The sequence below is a fragment of the Desulfurobacterium indicum genome (assembly GCF_001968985.1).
GTDB lineage: Bacteria > Aquificota > Aquificia > Desulfurobacteriales > Desulfurobacteriaceae > Desulfurobacterium_A > Desulfurobacterium_A indicum.
Genome location: NZ_MOEN01000003.1, coordinates 72,680 through 89,876 on the forward strand (window position 1 = coordinate 72,680; position 17,197 = coordinate 89,876).

Annotated in this window: 14 protein-coding genes; all 14 read left to right on the forward strand. The window is 36.2% G+C overall.

Features of this window, described 5'->3' with window-relative positions:
- The first annotated feature begins 35 nt into the window (after nt 1-35).
- The gene (gene mazG, locus BLW93_RS01525) at nt 36-821 is read left to right on the forward strand and encodes a nucleoside triphosphate pyrophosphohydrolase (protein WP_076712354.1); all 786 of its coding nucleotides are present in this window, start codon (nt 36-38) and stop codon (nt 819-821) included.
- A complete protein-coding gene (locus tag BLW93_RS01530) occupies nt 808-1,290 on the forward strand; it encodes a universal stress protein (protein WP_076712355.1) in 483 nt (160 codons plus the stop codon). Before mazG ends, BLW93_RS01530 begins: the two co-directional genes overlap by 14 nt.
- Nucleotides 1,287-2,357 (forward strand): S-methyl-5-thioribose-1-phosphate isomerase, encoded by a 1,071-nt coding sequence (mtnA, locus tag BLW93_RS01535; RefSeq protein ID WP_076712356.1) that lies wholly within the window; start codon nt 1,287-1,289, stop codon nt 2,355-2,357. The genes BLW93_RS01530 and mtnA overlap by 4 nt, the downstream gene beginning before the upstream one ends.
- The gene (ruvA, locus tag BLW93_RS01540) at nt 2,351-2,920 is read left to right on the forward strand and encodes a Holliday junction branch migration protein RuvA (RefSeq protein ID WP_076712357.1); all 570 of its coding nucleotides are present in this window, start codon (nt 2,351-2,353) and stop codon (nt 2,918-2,920) included. Before mtnA ends, ruvA begins: the two co-directional genes overlap by 7 nt.
- On the forward strand, nt 2,910-3,875 hold the full coding sequence (gene ruvB, locus BLW93_RS01545; RefSeq protein ID WP_076712358.1) for a Holliday junction branch migration DNA helicase RuvB: 966 nt from the start codon (nt 2,910-2,912) through the stop codon (nt 3,873-3,875). The genes ruvA and ruvB overlap by 11 nt, the downstream gene beginning before the upstream one ends.
- 161 nt (nt 3,876-4,036) lie before the next feature.
- Nucleotides 4,037-4,522 carry a hypothetical protein gene (locus BLW93_RS01550; protein WP_076712359.1) on the forward strand — a complete coding sequence of 162 codons (486 nt, stop codon included), beginning with the start codon at nt 4,037-4,039 and terminating at the stop codon, nt 4,520-4,522.
- A 3-nt stretch (nt 4,523-4,525) separates the two neighbouring features.
- Nucleotides 4,526-5,785, forward strand: coding sequence for a PelD GGDEF domain-containing protein (locus BLW93_RS01555; protein ID WP_076712360.1), 1,260 nt, complete (start codon nt 4,526-4,528; stop codon nt 5,783-5,785).
- Nucleotides 5,785-6,699, forward strand: a complete 915-nt coding sequence (locus tag BLW93_RS01560; RefSeq protein WP_076712361.1) for a hypothetical protein — start codon at nt 5,785-5,787, stop codon at nt 6,697-6,699. Before BLW93_RS01555 ends, BLW93_RS01560 begins: the two co-directional genes overlap by 1 nt.
- Nucleotides 6,693-8,213 carry a GT4 family glycosyltransferase PelF gene (gene pelF, locus BLW93_RS01565; RefSeq protein ID WP_076712362.1) on the forward strand — a complete coding sequence of 507 codons (1,521 nt, stop codon included), beginning with the start codon at nt 6,693-6,695 and terminating at the stop codon, nt 8,211-8,213. Before BLW93_RS01560 ends, pelF begins: the two co-directional genes overlap by 7 nt.
- Nucleotides 8,194-9,576, forward strand: a complete 1,383-nt coding sequence (gene pelG / locus BLW93_RS01570; RefSeq protein ID WP_076712363.1) for an exopolysaccharide Pel transporter PelG — start codon at nt 8,194-8,196, stop codon at nt 9,574-9,576. Before pelF ends, pelG begins: the two co-directional genes overlap by 20 nt.
- Complete coding sequence (locus tag BLW93_RS01575) at nt 9,542-12,253, forward strand: bifunctional glycoside hydrolase/polysaccharide deacetylase family protein (RefSeq protein WP_076712364.1); 2,712 nt, start codon at nt 9,542-9,544, stop codon at nt 12,251-12,253. Before pelG ends, BLW93_RS01575 begins: the two co-directional genes overlap by 35 nt.
- Nucleotides 12,150-13,283, forward strand: a complete 1,134-nt coding sequence (locus BLW93_RS01580) for a tetratricopeptide repeat protein (RefSeq protein WP_076712365.1) — start codon at nt 12,150-12,152, stop codon at nt 13,281-13,283. Before BLW93_RS01575 ends, BLW93_RS01580 begins: the two co-directional genes overlap by 104 nt.
- Nucleotides 13,280-16,555 carry a tetratricopeptide repeat protein gene (locus BLW93_RS01585; protein ID WP_076712366.1) on the forward strand — a complete coding sequence of 1,092 codons (3,276 nt, stop codon included), beginning with the start codon at nt 13,280-13,282 and terminating at the stop codon, nt 16,553-16,555. Before BLW93_RS01580 ends, BLW93_RS01585 begins: the two co-directional genes overlap by 4 nt.
- A 204-nt stretch (nt 16,556-16,759) precedes the next feature.
- On the forward strand, nt 16,760-17,197 hold a 438-nt coding region (locus tag BLW93_RS01595), incomplete at its 3' end, for a transposase (RefSeq protein ID WP_245791970.1).

Here is a 17,197-nt window from a genome sequence, read left to right on the forward strand (position 1 = left end):
ACTGGTATAATTAACTTACAAACTGGAGGCGATAGATGTATAAGTTTGAAGATCTCGTAAAAATTATGGAGATGCTCCGTTCCAAAAATGGATGCCCGTGGGACAGAAAGCAGACGTATGAAACACTCTTGCCTTACCTTCTTGAAGAAACTTACGAATACATTGACGCCGTTAAAGAAAAAGACTTCAAAAATATGAAAGAAGAATTGGGAGACATTCTACTTCAGGTTGTATTCCATTCTCAAATAGCAAGAGAAGAAGGCAAATTTTCCATAAATGAAGTTATAGACGAAATATGCCGCAAGTTGATATTCAGACACCCTCACGTTTTTGGTGACAGAAAGGACATCAAAAATGCTCAGGATGTTCTCACAGCCTGGGACGAACTTAAAAAAGCGGAAGGGAAGGAACAAAAATCTACATTTGACGGGATACCTAAATCACTACCACCTCTTGAACGTGCCTTTAAAATTCAGAAAAGAGCAGCAAAAACAGGTTTTGACTGGAATAATATAAAAGATGTTCTTGAAAAAGTGAAAGAAGAATTACGAGAAACAGAAAACGCCATAGAAAAAGGCACCAGAGAAGAAATTGAAGAAGAAATAGGCGATTTACTATTTGCAATTGTAAACCTTGCAAGATTTGCAAATGTTGATCCAGCCGTAGCACTACATAGAACTAACGAAAAGTTCATAGACAGATTCAGGAAAATGGAAAGTCTTGCAGAAAAGGAAGGGAAAAAGCTTTCCGAAATGAGCCTTGAAGAGATGGATAAACTATGGGAATCCGTTAAAAAGGAGGAAAGGGATGTCAGTATTTAAAACGATTCTTTACCCAACAGATTTTTCAGACCTTGCAGAAGTAGCAAAAAATTATGTCCTCAAGCTTAAAGAAGCAAATGCCGAAAAAGTTATTATTCTTCATGTAATTCATCCGATGGAATTCAGCCTCCCACAATTTGATGACCCGTTTGCGTTAGACGTTGCTGCTATATACGCTCATATTCCGGAAATCGAAAAAGCCATTCTGGATAGACATCAAGAAAAACTCCAGCAACTAAAACATGAATTTGAACGGGCAGGTTTTAAAGTCGAAACGGTTATGACCGTCGGAGATCCGAAAGAAGAAATTGTAAAAACATCTGAGGAAAAAAATTGCAATCTAATAGTCATTGGATATCACGGAAAAGGACTGCTTGAAAGAATTCTTGAAATTGGAAGCACGGCAAAAGCTGTAATTAGAAAAGCAAAGTGTCCGGTACTCGTTGTTAAAAAGGAGGAAAGGGAATGAGAAAAATAAAGGACATAAGACCTTTAAAGTGGGAAGGTGATGCTCTTTTACTCCTTGATCAGAGAAAGCTACCCCACAAAGAAGAATGGATAACGTGCAAAACCTACGAAGATGTGGCAAAAGCAATAGAAGACATGGTAGTGAGAGGCGCTCCGGCAATAGGTGTTACGGCTGCCTACGCTGTAACACTCGGTGCAAAAGAACTATCACAAAAAGCAAAAGATGTTAACGAATTCAAAATGTTAGCCGAACTGGTAATCAATAGACTCGCAACAACAAGACCTACTGCGGTCAACCTATTCTGGGCATTAAAAAGAATGAAAAGTATCATAGATGCAGGGCAGAATATAAATGATATTCTTCTGGCCCTTGAAACAGAAGCCAAAAACATAGAAACGCAGGATATTGATAGAAACAGAAAAATAGGAATGTATGGAGCTGAACTTCTGGGTAATAAAGAAACAATCCTTACACACTGCAACACCGGAGCTCTTGCAACTGCTGGATACGGAACAGCACTTGGAGTGATAAGAGCCGCTTATGAAATGGAAAAAGACATCCTCGTTTATGTTGACGAAACAAGGCCTTATCTTCAGGGAGCAAGGCTCACAGCATGGGAGTTACAAAAGGAGGGAATTCCTTACTATCTCATTACAGATAACATGGCAGGATGGTTCATAGCAAACGACGAAATAACCTGCATAATAGTTGGAGCCGATAGGATAGCCCTCAACGGGGACACCGCCAACAAGATAGGCACCTATACCTTGTCTGTTTTGGCCAAAGAACACGGCATACCCTTTTATATAGCCGCCCCATCTTCAACATTTGATTTCTCAATTAAAACGGGAAGTGAAATTCCAATAGAAGATAGGCCTCCCGAAGAAGTCCTATACTGCCATTGTAGTGATTGTAGAATAGCTCCAGAACATGCAAGGGTAAAAAATCCAGCATTCGACGTAACCCCACATGAAAACATAACCGGAATTATTACAGAGAGAGGTGTTATTCTCTCTCCGAATGAGACAAAAGTAAAGAAATTCTTTAATCTGGATGAAGAATGTTAGATTTTGTGAAGGGGAAAGTTGTTTTCAAATATTCAGACGGCATATCCATAGGATGCGGGGGAATAGGAATAAAAGTTTTTGTCCCCCTTTCCGTTCTTACAAAAGTTTCTCAAGGTGACAAAGTATTTTTATTTGTTAAACTCATATTTCCTCCGGAAGGGACTCCAGCTGTCTACGGATTTGAAACCGAAGACGAAAGAAAACTCTTTGAAATTTTAACAAGAATACCCAAAATAGGCTCCAGAACAGCTTTAAACATTCTGTCCCACTTCTCTAAACAGGAACTCATAAAGATAGTTGAAGCAAAAGATGCAAAAACACTTGCAACTGTTCCCGGACTGGGAAAAAAGCTATCAGAACGGCTGATATTTGAACTTGCTTCAAAATTGAAAACAGAAGAATCCCAAAAAGACAAAGAGTTAATTGAAATACTTGAGAATTTAGGTTATCCAAGAAGAGACATTATAAAAATACTCTCAAAAATAGATACAGAAAACTTAAGCTTTGAAGAAGCAATTAAAAAACTGACACTGCTCCTTTCAGGAGGGAAGTTTGGAGGATAGATCTCCATTAAGGCCCCTTTCATTGGAAGACTTTATAGGGCAGGATAAAGTTAAAAAGCTACTTAAAATAGCGCTTGAATCGGCAAAAAAGAGAAACTCCACAATTGATCACATTCTCTTCTACGGTCCACCGGGAACAGGCAAAACGACACTCGCAACTATAATAGCCAGAGAAATGGGAAAAGAGATAAAAATTGTTTCTGCACCTATGATTGAAAAGAAAGGAGACCTTGTCGCCCTGATTAACTCCCTCCAGGAAGGAGACATACTTTTCATAGATGAAATACACAGACTTACAAGGCATATCGAAGAAACCCTTTATTCGGCTATGGAGGACTTTCGAATAGACATTGTATCGGGTGGGGGATTAAAAGCAAGAAGTTTCAGTCTGAACCTCCCTAAATTTACTTTAGTAGGAGCAACAACAAGACTAAATCTTCTAACAGCACCTTTTAGATCAAGGTTTGGATTAATCTGCAGATTAGAACTCTATACAGAAAAGGATTTGACACATATAGGCAGAAAAAACGCCGAAAAATTAGGCATCTATCTTACAGATGATGCCTTATACGAACTATCCAGATGTGCAAGAGGAACACCAAGAATTCTAAACCAAATGTTAAGAAGAGTAAGAGATTTCGCCGTAGTTCATGAATGGTCGGTGATAGACAAAGAGAAAATACAGCTGATTCTTAAAGAGCTGGGAATAGATGAAAATGGCCTCGATAGAATGGACAGAAGAATTTTAAAAACAATAGCCAGAACATTTAAGGGTGGCCCTGTGGGATTAAACAGTCTGGCACTTGCACTTAATGAAGATCGGGAAACTCTCGAAAACATACACGAACCCTACCTAATTAAGCTGGGATTAATCGTTAGAACGAGCAGAGGAAGAAAAATAACCGAAAAAGGATTGAAAATCATAGGAGAAAAAACCGGTAATTTATTGCTGTAAAGCAGTGTTGAAATTTTGACGAAATTCAAATTTATTTAGAAAATGCTTATCAGATAAAGTTCAATTTGATTGAAAGTAATATTTAATTGCAACCAGAAAAAATTTCAGTATAATTTTACTCATTAATAAAGATTATGACCTAAATATATTAAGGAGGAGAGATGAAAAAACTTGCCTTAGCAGGATTATTCGTCATTTCTATGCTTTCTGGATGTATGACAGAAGTAAACAAAACACCGGTTATCATTTCAGAAAACAGCTCCTGTGCAGTTATGCCTTTCATAAATTACTCTGAAACGCCTTTAGCCGGTGAAAGCGCTGCATCAATTGCGTTTGGTGTTCTAAAATCAAAAGGATACAATGTTTCAAAGGCATTTGATTCCAAAGAAAAAGATTTTGATTCTTTAGAAATAAAAAATATAGAACGACAACTTAAAACAGAAGGATACACCTGTGTCATAGGAGGATATGTCAACGAGTGGCGCTACAAAACCGGCATAGACGGAGAACCTGCTGTGAGCGTAACAATATACGTGGAAAACTTAAAAACCGGCAACGTAATTTCTACCCTGACAGTTTCAGGAACTTCATGGGGTCACAAATCCATAGGTGTTCTCTATCAGGAACTTTTAAACAAGGAGTTTTAATTAATGGCAAAAAGAGATATTGCTGTTAAGTTTGTTGTTGGTGAAGCGGTTTTATTTTTTGTAATACTTACGCTTATCGGCTTTTATTTCAATCCGAAAGATCCTCTTTTTATCCACTCAACGGTAAATCCATTTGTCCTACTGGGACTTACAATAACACTGTTTTACGGTCTCATAGGAGGCCTTGTATTCCTAGTTATATCTGTTCCTATTTTTAAATTTATTTACCCTCAATTTCCCCTCTCTTTTTTCCTATGGACATTATTACTTATTCTAATAGCCGGCGAATTCTTTTCCTACTGGAAAAGACGTATCGAACTATCGGAAGAAGAAAGCACATATTTTAAATCGAAACTTCGTAAACAAACCAATGACTTTATCTTACTTAAACTCTCCCACGATCAACTGGAAAAACATTACCTTGTAAAACCCATAAGCATAAGAACTGTTCTCGAAAAAATCAAGAAAGAACTAATAAACAATAGAGAAAAGGCATTTGAAAATCTAATGAGTCTCATAAGCGAAGCATTCTTTGTAAGAAAAGGATCTTTATATATTAAAACATCTAAAGAAGAAAGTTTTAAATTAGCCAGTTCTATAAGCAAACCTGTGGAACTTGATATGGATGATCCACTGGTAAGAGAAGCTATAGAAGAAGGAAGAACGGTATTCCTCTCATCCTCATCATCACAGTCAAAATATCTTGCAGTAATTCCAGTATTTGACATTGCCAATGACGACGAAATCATTGCGTTTTTTCTGGTTAAAGATTTACCGTTCAGATATCTTAACGCAGACAACATACTTTCAATAAATGTAGCCCTGATCTGGTTCATGGCAGAACTTGAAAAAACAGAGATGGTAAAAGATCTAATAAATGAATTTAGATATTTACCTGTTGACTTTATAGTCGAAGTTCAAACTGTAAAAATCCTTCAAGAAAAATTCGGAATAGATAGCTACATCGTTGTCTATAAAATTCCAGAAAACATGGAAGATATAATTCAATTCATCCACAACAGAATAAGAGGAGTTGACTTCCTGGTATATCACAAAATAAACGATCATTATATTGTATATGTTTTACTTCCACTTTCTTCTCTTTCATCAGCTGAAGGGTTTTCAAATAGAATATCAAACGAACTTAAAAGACGTTTCGGAAACGAAATTAAAGATAAAATCGCTGAGAAATTCATTAAAATCGACGGAAATATCTTTAAAATCTTAAAAAAAGAGGCTAACCAAATTTGGGAGGAAAAATAATGCCAAAGTTTTCTCCCGAAGATCTTATTATGCTACACATTTTCCTGTCAATAATTATAAGTATTGCTATTGTCATCTTGATGCCCAGACACTTTAAAAGAAGCATACGTAACATTCTAACAATATTTTTATTTAATTTACTCATTCCCGCGGCAGGTTATATATTTTCGATGATAAACTTTCTGATAATAGCACGTCTTAAAAAAGCAAATCTTTTTGAAGCAAAAAAACTACCTATAAGGGATATCACACTCGAAAAAGTAAAAGTAAGAAGTAGAAAGCTTGGAGAAGCAGCACTCACCCAGCTTATAAAAACTAAAAAAATAAACAACGAACACGCATTGCTAATCATGGGAAACTTCATAAATCCTCAAACGATAGAAGCTGCCAAAACTGCACTGTTTTCCGACAACGACGAGATCAGACTCTACGCTTTTGCCATTCTCTCAAAACTTGAAAAAGAAATTGACGATAAAATATCTTTTTTAAAAACCAAACTCCAAAAAACAGACGATAAAAAAGAAAAAGCATTTATCCATTTTGAGCTTGCATCTTTATACTGGGATATGGTCTATCTAAAAGTGGTTGATAAAGAACTCATTCCATTTATCATAAAAGAAGCACTGAACCACATTCAAAATTCTTTAAAACTTCACAAAACACCGGAGATAGAACTACTTGCCGGGAAAATCCACCTAAAGTTAAACAACAAAAAAGAAGCAAAGAAATTTTTATTATCAGCTTTCAATCAAGGTGATAAACTGATGAAAATGAAAGTTGTTCCCTACCTTGCGGAAATAGCCTTTTACGAAAAAGACTACAAAACTGTAGAAAAACTCTTCTCCATTATCGAAGCACCTTTACATCCGGAAGTATGTTTTATGAAACTTTTCTGGACAGGTAAAAAATGGTAATAGTTGATAAAAATAAAGCTTCCGACATACTTATAGTTGCGGAAGGAACATATCCTTACGTAAAGGGGGGCGTAAGTTCCTGGATCCACAGCTTAATAACGGGGCTATCCGAATTTAATTTCGGAGTAATCTTTCTCGGAAGCCGGGAAGAAGAATACGGAGACATAAAATATAGGTTACCGGAAAATCTCACCTACCTATCAGCAAATTTCATATTCAGCGATAAAGAAAAACCGCCACCAAAAATATTAAACTCAGATCCTGAAAAAATAGAAAAAGTAAGGGAACTTCACAAATGGTTTAGAAGAAGCGGAGAAAAACAGCTCCCCGAAACATGGAAAAAGCAAAAATTTTACATAAAAGAGGTGACAGAAGAAGAATTTCTATACAGCAGGGAAGCATGGGACTTTATAGCAGACAGCTACTTTGAACTTGCAGGTGATGTTCCCTTCATCGACTATTTCTGGACAGTAAGAAATATTCACGACCCTGTGTGGCGTGTAGCTTCTGTAATGGAAAATATGCCTGATACAAAAATTATCCACAGTCCATCTACCGGATACGCAGGATTCCTATCAGCAATGGCAGGAAGAGAAAAAGGACTACCATTTATCTTAACAGAACATGGAATATACACGCGAGAGCGAAAAATAGATATTGTAAATGCAGACTGGATTGCCGATAGAGGATTCTTTTTCCAGAAAGAAGTTGGAGAGATAGATTACCTTAAAAAAATGTGGATAAGTTTTTTCAGAGGAATTGGTGCTTTTTGTTACGACTCTGCAAACATAATCATTTCACTGTTTGAAGATGCAAGAAAACTTCAAATTGCCCTGGGAGCACCGGAAGAAAAGACAAAAGTTATTCCTAACGGAGTTAAAGTTAAAAATTTCCTGGAAGCCCGGAAAAAACACCCTCAAAATCCTCCTCCAATAATCGGTCTAATTGGAAGAGTGGTTCCCATAAAAGATATTAAAACATTCATAAAAGCAATGAGAATTGTAATAGATAAAATGCCCAAAGCAGAAGGATGGATAGTCGGACCTACCGATGAAGACCCTGACTACTACGAAGAGTGTTTAAAACTTGTCAATGCCCTTAATCTCGAAAACAGAGTTAAATTCCTTGGCTTTCAGGACTTAAGAGAGATCTTCCCAAAAATAGGACTCACAACCCTCACATCCATAAGTGAAGGGATGCCACTTGTCGTTCTCGAATCATTTGCCGCAGGTGTACCATGTGTAACAACAAACGTCGGTTCATGTAAACAACTGATATACGGCGGATTAAACGAAGAAGACATCAAAATAGGAAAAGCAGGTGAGATCTGCCACGTTGCAAATCCTGGAGAATTGGCAGAAGCATATATAAAGCTACTAAACAATAGAAAACTCTGGAAACAATACCAGAAGGCCGGCATAAGCAGGGTAGAAAAATTTTACGACTACGATATGTTTCTGAACAACTACCGTAATCTTTACAGGAGCTTCATCAATGGCAGGAATAGCATTTGAACTTAAAAAAATATTAAAAGAAAATAAACTGACATCGTTATTTTTTGCATTTACATATTCAACCTCTCTTAGTGCCGGACCGTGGATAATATCTATTATAAGTATAATAATAGCAGGTATGGTTGCCGAAAGAACAACAGCCTCCCACGAAATGGTTAGGCAATATCAGATAGTTATAACTTATATAACCGCCTTTAGTCTCATACTGTCTGGCGCTTTTCAACTACTATTTACAAGATACGTGGCGGATAGGCTATTTGAAAAAGAACACGAACAAATCCTTCCCAACTTTATGGGAGTTCTCCTTTTAAATATGTTTATAGGCCTTACATTTGGCGTTTTCTTTAGTCTGTTTACATCACTAAAAGAAATCTACCAACAAATGCCGTGGTTTGTCATTCTTTTCATCTTATCTCTGACTCTTATGACAGGTTTCTGGATAATAAACACACTGCTTACCTCTTTCAAAAGTTACAAATACATTCTTCTATCCTTCATCTTAGGATTTGGACTGATGATAATAACCGCTCCCTACTTTGGAAAATTTGGACTGAGCGGATTAATGCTCTCATATTTTTGCGGTGTAAGCATAATATTCTTAATGTTAATAGGATACATCTTTAAACATTATTCTTCTGAAAAACTTATAGAATTTGACTTTCTCAACCGAGACAGAGTCTATATATCTCTCGCATTTGTAGGACTCTTTTACAACGTAGCAATATGGGCTGACAAATTCGTGTTCTGGTTTTCAAACATAACAGGAGAATCGGTCATCGGACCTTTCAGAGCATCTATTGTTTACGATGTCCCAATATTCCTTGCTTATTTAGCAATAGCTCCGGGAATGGGTATATTCTTTTTAAAACTTGAAAGCGAATTCGCCGAGCACTATGACAGATACTACGCTGCCGTAAGGGAAGGAGAAACATTAGACAGAATATACGAATTAGGGCACGAACTTGTTGTAGCCGTCAGAACACTAATACAGGAAGTCTTCAGAATACAGGCAATTGCCGTTATTCTGATTTTTCTAATGGAAATAGTTATCTTTAAATTTTTTCACCTTTCTTTACTATATTTGCCCCTATTTAATGTTCTCCTTCTGGGAACATACCTCCAGCTCGTAATAATGGTAATCCTTTCCGTCCTTTTTTACTTCGATCTAAGAACTTACGCACTCTACACAACACTTACATTTGCTATTTTCAACTTCCTGTTATCAAAGATAAGCATAATAGCCGGACCATTTTTCTACGGTTACGGTTTCTTCTTATCGCTTATCATAAGCTTCCTTGTAGGTATATTTTTGCTCAGGAGGTTCTTGAATGAAATTCATTACAGGACTTTTATGCTTATTTAGCATTTTTATAGGAAACTTCGCATACGGAGGAAACAAACCATCAGTGGCAGTAATGTATTCAAATCCTCCTGAAGAAATCCTTTACCTTTATGACTGGATAATCGTTGATCCTACAACTTTTGATATAAAATTCCATAAAGAAAAATACTATATGAAAAGGCATGGAAAAATCATAGCTTACGTAAGCTTAGGAGAAGACAATGAAAACCACATGCCCCAAACATGCATTATAGGAAAGAACAACACTTGGAAAAGCAAAATAATAGATATACGAAAGCCAGAATGCCAGGAAAAAATCTTTAAAAGAATAAAAATACTCTCAAAAGATTACGACGGATTCATGCTCGACACACTGGATTCCTATCAGTTAGTTCTACCCAAAAAAGAATGGAAAAACTATGAAAACGCAGAAGCTGAACTTATCCAAAAAATAAAAGAGCTATACCCTGAGAAAATTCTTATACTAAACAGGCCATTTCGCATATTCTCAAAAGTTAAAAAATTTATTAACGGTGTCGTGGCAGAGTCTCTGTTCTACGGACTGAATAAAAATCACGACTATATCAAAATGCCTGAAAATGGAACCCAATGGTTAATCAATAAATTAACAGGAATAAAAAATTCAGGCATTCCGGTAATAGTTATCGATTATACTGACAACAGAACCGTTGCAATGCAGGATGCTGAAAAAATAGAAAATCTGGAATTTATTCCATGGGTAACTGACAAAAATCTTAAACATATAGGTGAAGGAATTTACCATTTCATACCAAGAAAAATAGCCGTTATTTACGATGAAACGATAGATGATAACCCTGCTCATCAAATGGCACAACTACCGCTTGAATGGCTGGGATACGCACCGGTTCTATTTAAGTACAACTCTAAAAACCTTCCTGAACTTGACGACTCGTACAGAGGCATTCTTATCTGGCTGATGAACGGAATCAAACCTGAAAATAGAAAAACTTTTGAAAATTGGTTATTAAAAGAAATTAAAACAGGAAAAAAAGTCTTTCTTGTAGATCCTTACAATCTGTTTGATTACAACTTTCTAAAAAGATTAGGCATTAAAGCTTTTGACAATAAAGCACCAGTAACAACAGAATTCAAACTTATAAAATCACCTGCGGACTTTGGATTTGAAATAGAAGGTAAGCCCGAGCCCACAGATATACTACTCAAACCATTCAATGGAACCCCCATTGTCAAATATGAAAATCGAGTCGGACAACCGTTCGTTCCAGCTGCTCTTATGAACTGGGGCGGATACGCAAATCAGGATATCCTCATTAAAACTATGCAGGATATAACTTTGTGGGTTTTAAATCCGTTTTCTCTCTTCCAGAAAATTTACGGATATATACCAGCTTATGATGTAACCACGGAGAACGGAAGAAGAATAATGACCGTCCACATAGATGGTGACGGATTTGAAGGGAAGGCAGACTTCCCGCCGTTTAAATTCTCAGGAGAAGTTATAAGAGATGAAATAATTAAAAAATACCCTGTTCCTCACACAGCTTCTGTTATCGTAGGAGTAATAACCGACCTCCACCCAAAACTGTCAAAAAAATTTAAAGAAATAGCGAACAGCATCTTCTCTCTTAAAAACGTAGAACCAGCAAGCCACTCATACTCTCACCCTTTTGACTGGTATGACACTTTAAGAATGTCAGAAGGCTTACCGCCCCAAAATAAAGGTCTTGAATACGGGCACAACTTACCTATCCCAGGATATAAACCGTCGTTAAACAAAGAAATTATCTGGTCAATAAACTATATAAACAGATACTTAACACCGAAAAACAAAAAAGCGAAAGTTTTTCTATGGACAGGAGACTGCGTACCTCCGAAAGAAGCCATAGAGCTAACATACAGGGCAAAAGTTTACAACGTAAACGGTGGAGACACAAGCGCAACATTTAATTCTCCATTTCTCTATCTGATCTCTCCTATGGGAATAAACAAAGGAAAATACTTTCAGGTTTATGCCCCTGTTCAGAATGAAAACATCTATACAAATTTATGGAGAAATTTTGGTGGATACGTAAGGGTTATACAGACATTTAAGCTAACAGATAAACCTCGCAGATTAAAGCCTATAAACCTATACTATCACTGGTATTCGGGACAAAAAATAGCCTCTCTCAAAGCATTAAAAAAAGTATACAAATGGGCTCTTTCCCAAAAACCTATACCCGAATATCTATCAAACTATGCCCAGAAAGTAATGGAATTCAGAGGAGCCGCTTTAGCAAAGCGGAAGGGAAAATGGATTTTCAAAACCGCAGGCGGTTTAAGAACCATTAGAATCCCGGTATCAAAAGGTTATCCTGATATCAAAAATTCTAAAGGTGTTATTGGATACAGAAAAATAAACAACAGTCTGTATATAAATCTTGATAATTCTGGAAATTACGAATTAAAATTCTCAAAAACGGACAAAAATCCTTTTGTAGTCATAGAATCAAATGGTATAGTAACAGACTTTAAAAAAGAAAAAGGAAATTATAAAATTTCTTTTAAGGGATATATTCCCCTTGAAATAACCATACGAGAGGAAGGATGTGATGTTAAATCTTCCGGGAATCCCGAAATTTTCAAAGAAGGAAGCATTATCCGGTTCCGATTCAAAGAAAAGACTGGAAGTATTGAAGCAACTTGCAAAAATTAAAGTTTTTTCCAACACAGAAATTTTTGTTTTTGTCCTTTTGTTTATAGTATTGGCTGCTTTTCTTTTTCCAAGAGGAGAACTTACCGAAGCCATATTAAATGGAAAGGAAAATTTAAATTTCGGACTTTCAAGAGTATACATAGAAAGCCTTCTTAAAATAAAAAAAGATCCTAAACTCATTATGGTATTAATAAAAAATGATATAAAGAGTGGAAACGTAAAAGAAGCAGAAAAACTTTTGCAAGAACTGGAAAAGTTAAAAAATTCACCAATTTCTAAAGAAGAACTTCTAAAATTAAAACTTGCAATCCTTGAGGAAAAATATGCTCTGGCAAGTCCGGATAGTAAAAACACCATCAAAAAACAGATCAAAAACACCATCAAATACTTGGTTGTGACAAATTTCAATCCAGAGACAATCAAAAAGATCTATAATGAAGCTCTAAAGCTTGGCTTCATAGACATAGCATATATTGCAGCAGACAAACTGGCAGCCGCAGACAAAAATCCGATAATCTGGCATAAAAAAGCATTTAAACTTGCCGTAACCCTTAAAAATTACGATGAAGCTTTCAAACATATAGATTTTTTAATAAATCACTCCCGGGGAAGTAAAAAAATAAAATTTTTGCAAAAGGCATTTAATCTCTCGGTTGCAATAGGAAATTATGACAGAGGGTACCTCTACGGAGAACATCTTCTAAAGAGCAAAAACTTTTCCAGAAAAGATGTAAACACTCTAATTAACATGGCGCTTGCAGTAAAAGACTACAACAGCGCATTCAAGTATGCTTATGAAGCCTTCAAAACAACCGGAGAGAAGTATTACTTCAAAAAAGCCATACAAATAGCTCTCTGGGCAGGGAAAAAAGAGCTGGTGAAACATCTTATAACAAAATACGGAATGCACTATCTAAACGATCCTGACATGACACTGTTTTTACTCAAAACATCTATGGCACTAAACGACAGAAATCTTTCTCAACAGCTTGCCAGTGAAGCCGTAAAAATCTACGGGGGTAAAAGGTGAAAAAAATAAAAACCTTCTGGCTTTATGCCTGCTGTATCCTGGCACCATCAGTGGCTTTCGCCGGGAATAATGTCTATTCATGGCAACTGGGAACATTTAAAAACCGAATTCAGGCAGAAAAATTTCTTGAAAATTTACCCGAGGCATTAAAAAAGAAATCCTTTATCTATACAACAGATTCCGGGAAAATAACCGTCAGATTTGATATATCCAAAACGGTCAAAAAATTAAAACATGAGAAAAAATTACTCGAAAAATACGGAATTTCCGGTGCCTTTATAGCTCCAATGGATCTTAACAAACTGAAAAAACCGTCTTTAAAGAAAGAAAAAAGAAGCATTTATTATTCAATCCAGCTTGGAACATTTCAAACCTTCAAGCAAGCGGCTGATTTCCTTAATAAACTCCCTCAAAACATAAAAAAGGAAGCATTCATATACCAAACCGACAAGGGACTCTACACCGTAAGACTTGGAGTATCGGAATCCATAAAACAACTTAAAAATCTGTCTAAAAAGCTTCCCCTATTAGGAATCAAAAATTTCTTCTTCGTCCCCACATCTATCAAAAAAATTGAAACAAAAACACATATTAGAAAAACAAAAAAAATTAATAACCGGGAAGAGATTTTGAAAACCTCTCTATACATTTTCTTGGGCAATAACAACTTAAAAAAAGCTTACAAAGTCGCTAAAAGAGGAACTGAGCTTTTTCCGAATCACAAATTCTGGTGGGAATGGCTGGCGAAAATTTCCCTCTGGCTTGACAATCAACCGGAAGCACTGCAGGCTTATAAAAAACTATACTTTGATTTTAATGAAGAAAACGTATTTCACAAAACATATTCTCTTGCTCTAACCCTTGGAGATGATGAAGTTGCAAAACAACTTATAGAAGAAGAGATTAAAAAAGGACATAAAATTTTATTTTACAAAGACCTGATTGCCTTCTTCCAGAAAATGGGAGATATTAACGAAGGGATAAAACTTGCAGAGAAGATTTACGGCAACAATCCGCAACTGATAAGAGAAGCCGCTCTTATCTACTGGTTCTACGGAGAAAAGGAAAAAGCACTGAAAGAACTACAAAAACTTAAAACACTTGGAAAATACAACTATAATGATGCTCTGATAGAGGCAAAAATTTACATTTCCGATCGAAACTTTAATAAGGCGCTAAAAGTTTTAAAAAATAATGCTGCGTCTGTTCCTAAAAACTTCACAGACTACTGGCAACTTATGGGAAACCTCGCATGGGCATTGGGAGACTATGAAACGGCTGCCAGATCATCAGAAGTTTTGGTTAATACGGGAAAAGGACAGGACTTTGATTACTCAAGAATCGTCCTTTTCTACGCTTCAAAAAACCCTGAAAAAGCCATGAATTATGCACTGGAGGGATACAAAAAAACTGGAATAGAAGACTTCATGATAGACTTTTTAAGCCTTGCAAGTAAACTTAAAAAATGGCAACTGATTGTAAACACAATAGATTCCCTTCCGGAAGCTGAACGCAAGCAACTACTATCTGAAAACTATCCACTATCAGTATATGTTCTTGCTCTTTCAAATACAGGAAAGGTAGAAAAAGCTAAAAAATTGATGGAGATAGAACTCCAAAAACGCAACAACAAAGAGCTTATAGAACAGTATATCTACTTTTTGATGGATAACCAGGACATAAAAGACCTTAAAAAAGCTATCTTTACCTACAAAAAATATGCAAAACTCAACCCTTATCCTTTTATAGCAGCTTATCTATACCTGCAAAATGGCAAAGAGGCGTTAAAACTCATAAGGAAAATAAAAATTCCACCTTCCGATTTTTCTTTAATTTTAACAAAAGCCGACATTCTGGAACTTTACGGCAAATCTGAGGAAGCCGAAGCTATCAGGTTTAGATTATTTAAAAAAATGAGAAAATTTATCAAAAAACAAGGAATCTTCAAAGATCCAGATGCCCTGGTATCCTACCTTCGGGTTGCAATGTATTACGAACCACCGGAAAAATTTGAAAAAGAACTTCAGTTATCTCAAAAATTTCTGCCTGAAAAGGTCTATAAAGAACTTTACTACTCCTTTTTAATAAAATCTGGCCAGACCGGCAAGGTAAACTACGTAGTAACCAGACATCGGGAAGAAGTATCAAAATGGCTTCAACTAAACCTGGCACTTTACAAAGATGACCGCTACAAGATGATGGATTTAACATCTAACTACGGCCCAATACTACCTATAAGAGACAGAGTAACTGCCCTAACCCTTGAAGGAAAACCGGGAAACGCTCTGAATACCGCTTTTAACGAACTGGAAAACAACCCTTACGATGAAGAACTCTATAAACAGTTAAGAGATCTAAACACAGAATACAGAAACTACGGAGCTGTATCAGAAACATTTGAAGACCGCTCAGGACTCTATGACATGAAAACCATCCTATCATTTAAATACGGAAGAAAGGGAAATGGAATATATTTTGGCATTGATCAATCAAACATAAAATTTTTAAACAAAAATGACTATAAAGACGTATACGACAGATATGTCACAAACTTATACATAGAAAAAATCTTTTCACCAGAAAGCATAAAATTCAGGATTAACATCATTAAAAATAAAGGTTTAAATTCTGGAATAACCTTAAGTTACAAAACGCTTCTCCATCATAGAACAGAAGCAAAAATAAAAGTTTCATCGGCAACCGCAGCCGATGAATCAGTATATCTCATATCTGCCGGCTACAAAAGAAATATAAGTATTTCCGTTTCATATCCCTTCTTAAATTCTCTAACCATAACATCTAATATTGAATGGAACAAATACTTTTCATCTGACAGGGAACAACTTGGAACAGGAATCAACCTTTACGAAGAACTACTATACAAATTAAGATCAGGATACCCCGACTTCACATTTAAAACATACATGTTAAAGACAATTTACAGCGAGAAAAATCATGTAAATACAGATGTTGACGATATGACTTACTATCCACCGGCAGATGCTATCCCCGAAAGCTCTTTTGAGACGGGAATCGGATTTGAGTTTGGCTATGAAAATATGTATAACTACGTAAGGGTATGGCGACCATTTTTTAATATAAACATAGGTTACAATACCGTTTACGGATGGGGACTATCAACAGGAGGCGGAATAGGAGGCATGCTCGTCGGAAAAGACAATCTGAATCTGGGATTCAGTTATTCAATAAATCCATCAGCAACAGGAGAGAAAATCTTAACTATACAGGTTAACTATAAGAAGTGGTTTTAAATCCAAGCATCATCAGAAAAGCGAGAAAACTTACAACGGCGGAGAAAATAAAAGCAATATCTATACTGCAGGTTTGCCATAAGTAACCGGCAATTACAGAAGCCGGGAAAACAAAAATACCGAAAACAGTGTGATACGTTCCTATAACAGTTCCCTTTTCTATTGCTCCGGCAATATCGGTAGTGTACGATATTTTGTGTAAGCTTGAGAAATGGGATAACCTCCTGGGGAACACCCCACAAATACCAACCCCAGGAGGCAAAAATGGAACTACAGAAGATTTTACCAGACCTAGTTAAGGAAGTGGTAAAGCAAACCTTAGAGTCAATCATGACGGCTGAAAGAGAAGTGTTTCTTAAAGAACATGGAGGAACAAAGAACGGCTTTTACGTTAGAAACTTAGATACTGTTATCGGTAAGCTTGAAAATCTGAGAATTCCAAGAGATAGAGAGGGAAAATTCAGAACAAAGTTGATAGAACCTTATAGAAGAAGAGATATCAATCTTGAAGACTTAATACTTGGGATGTTTGCCTCTGGTATGAGTGCAAGAGCAGTAGCCCAGGCTCTTGAAAGCGTGTTTGAACTTAAATACTCACCCTCAACCATAAGCAAAATATCGCAGGTAACCTTAGAGGAAATA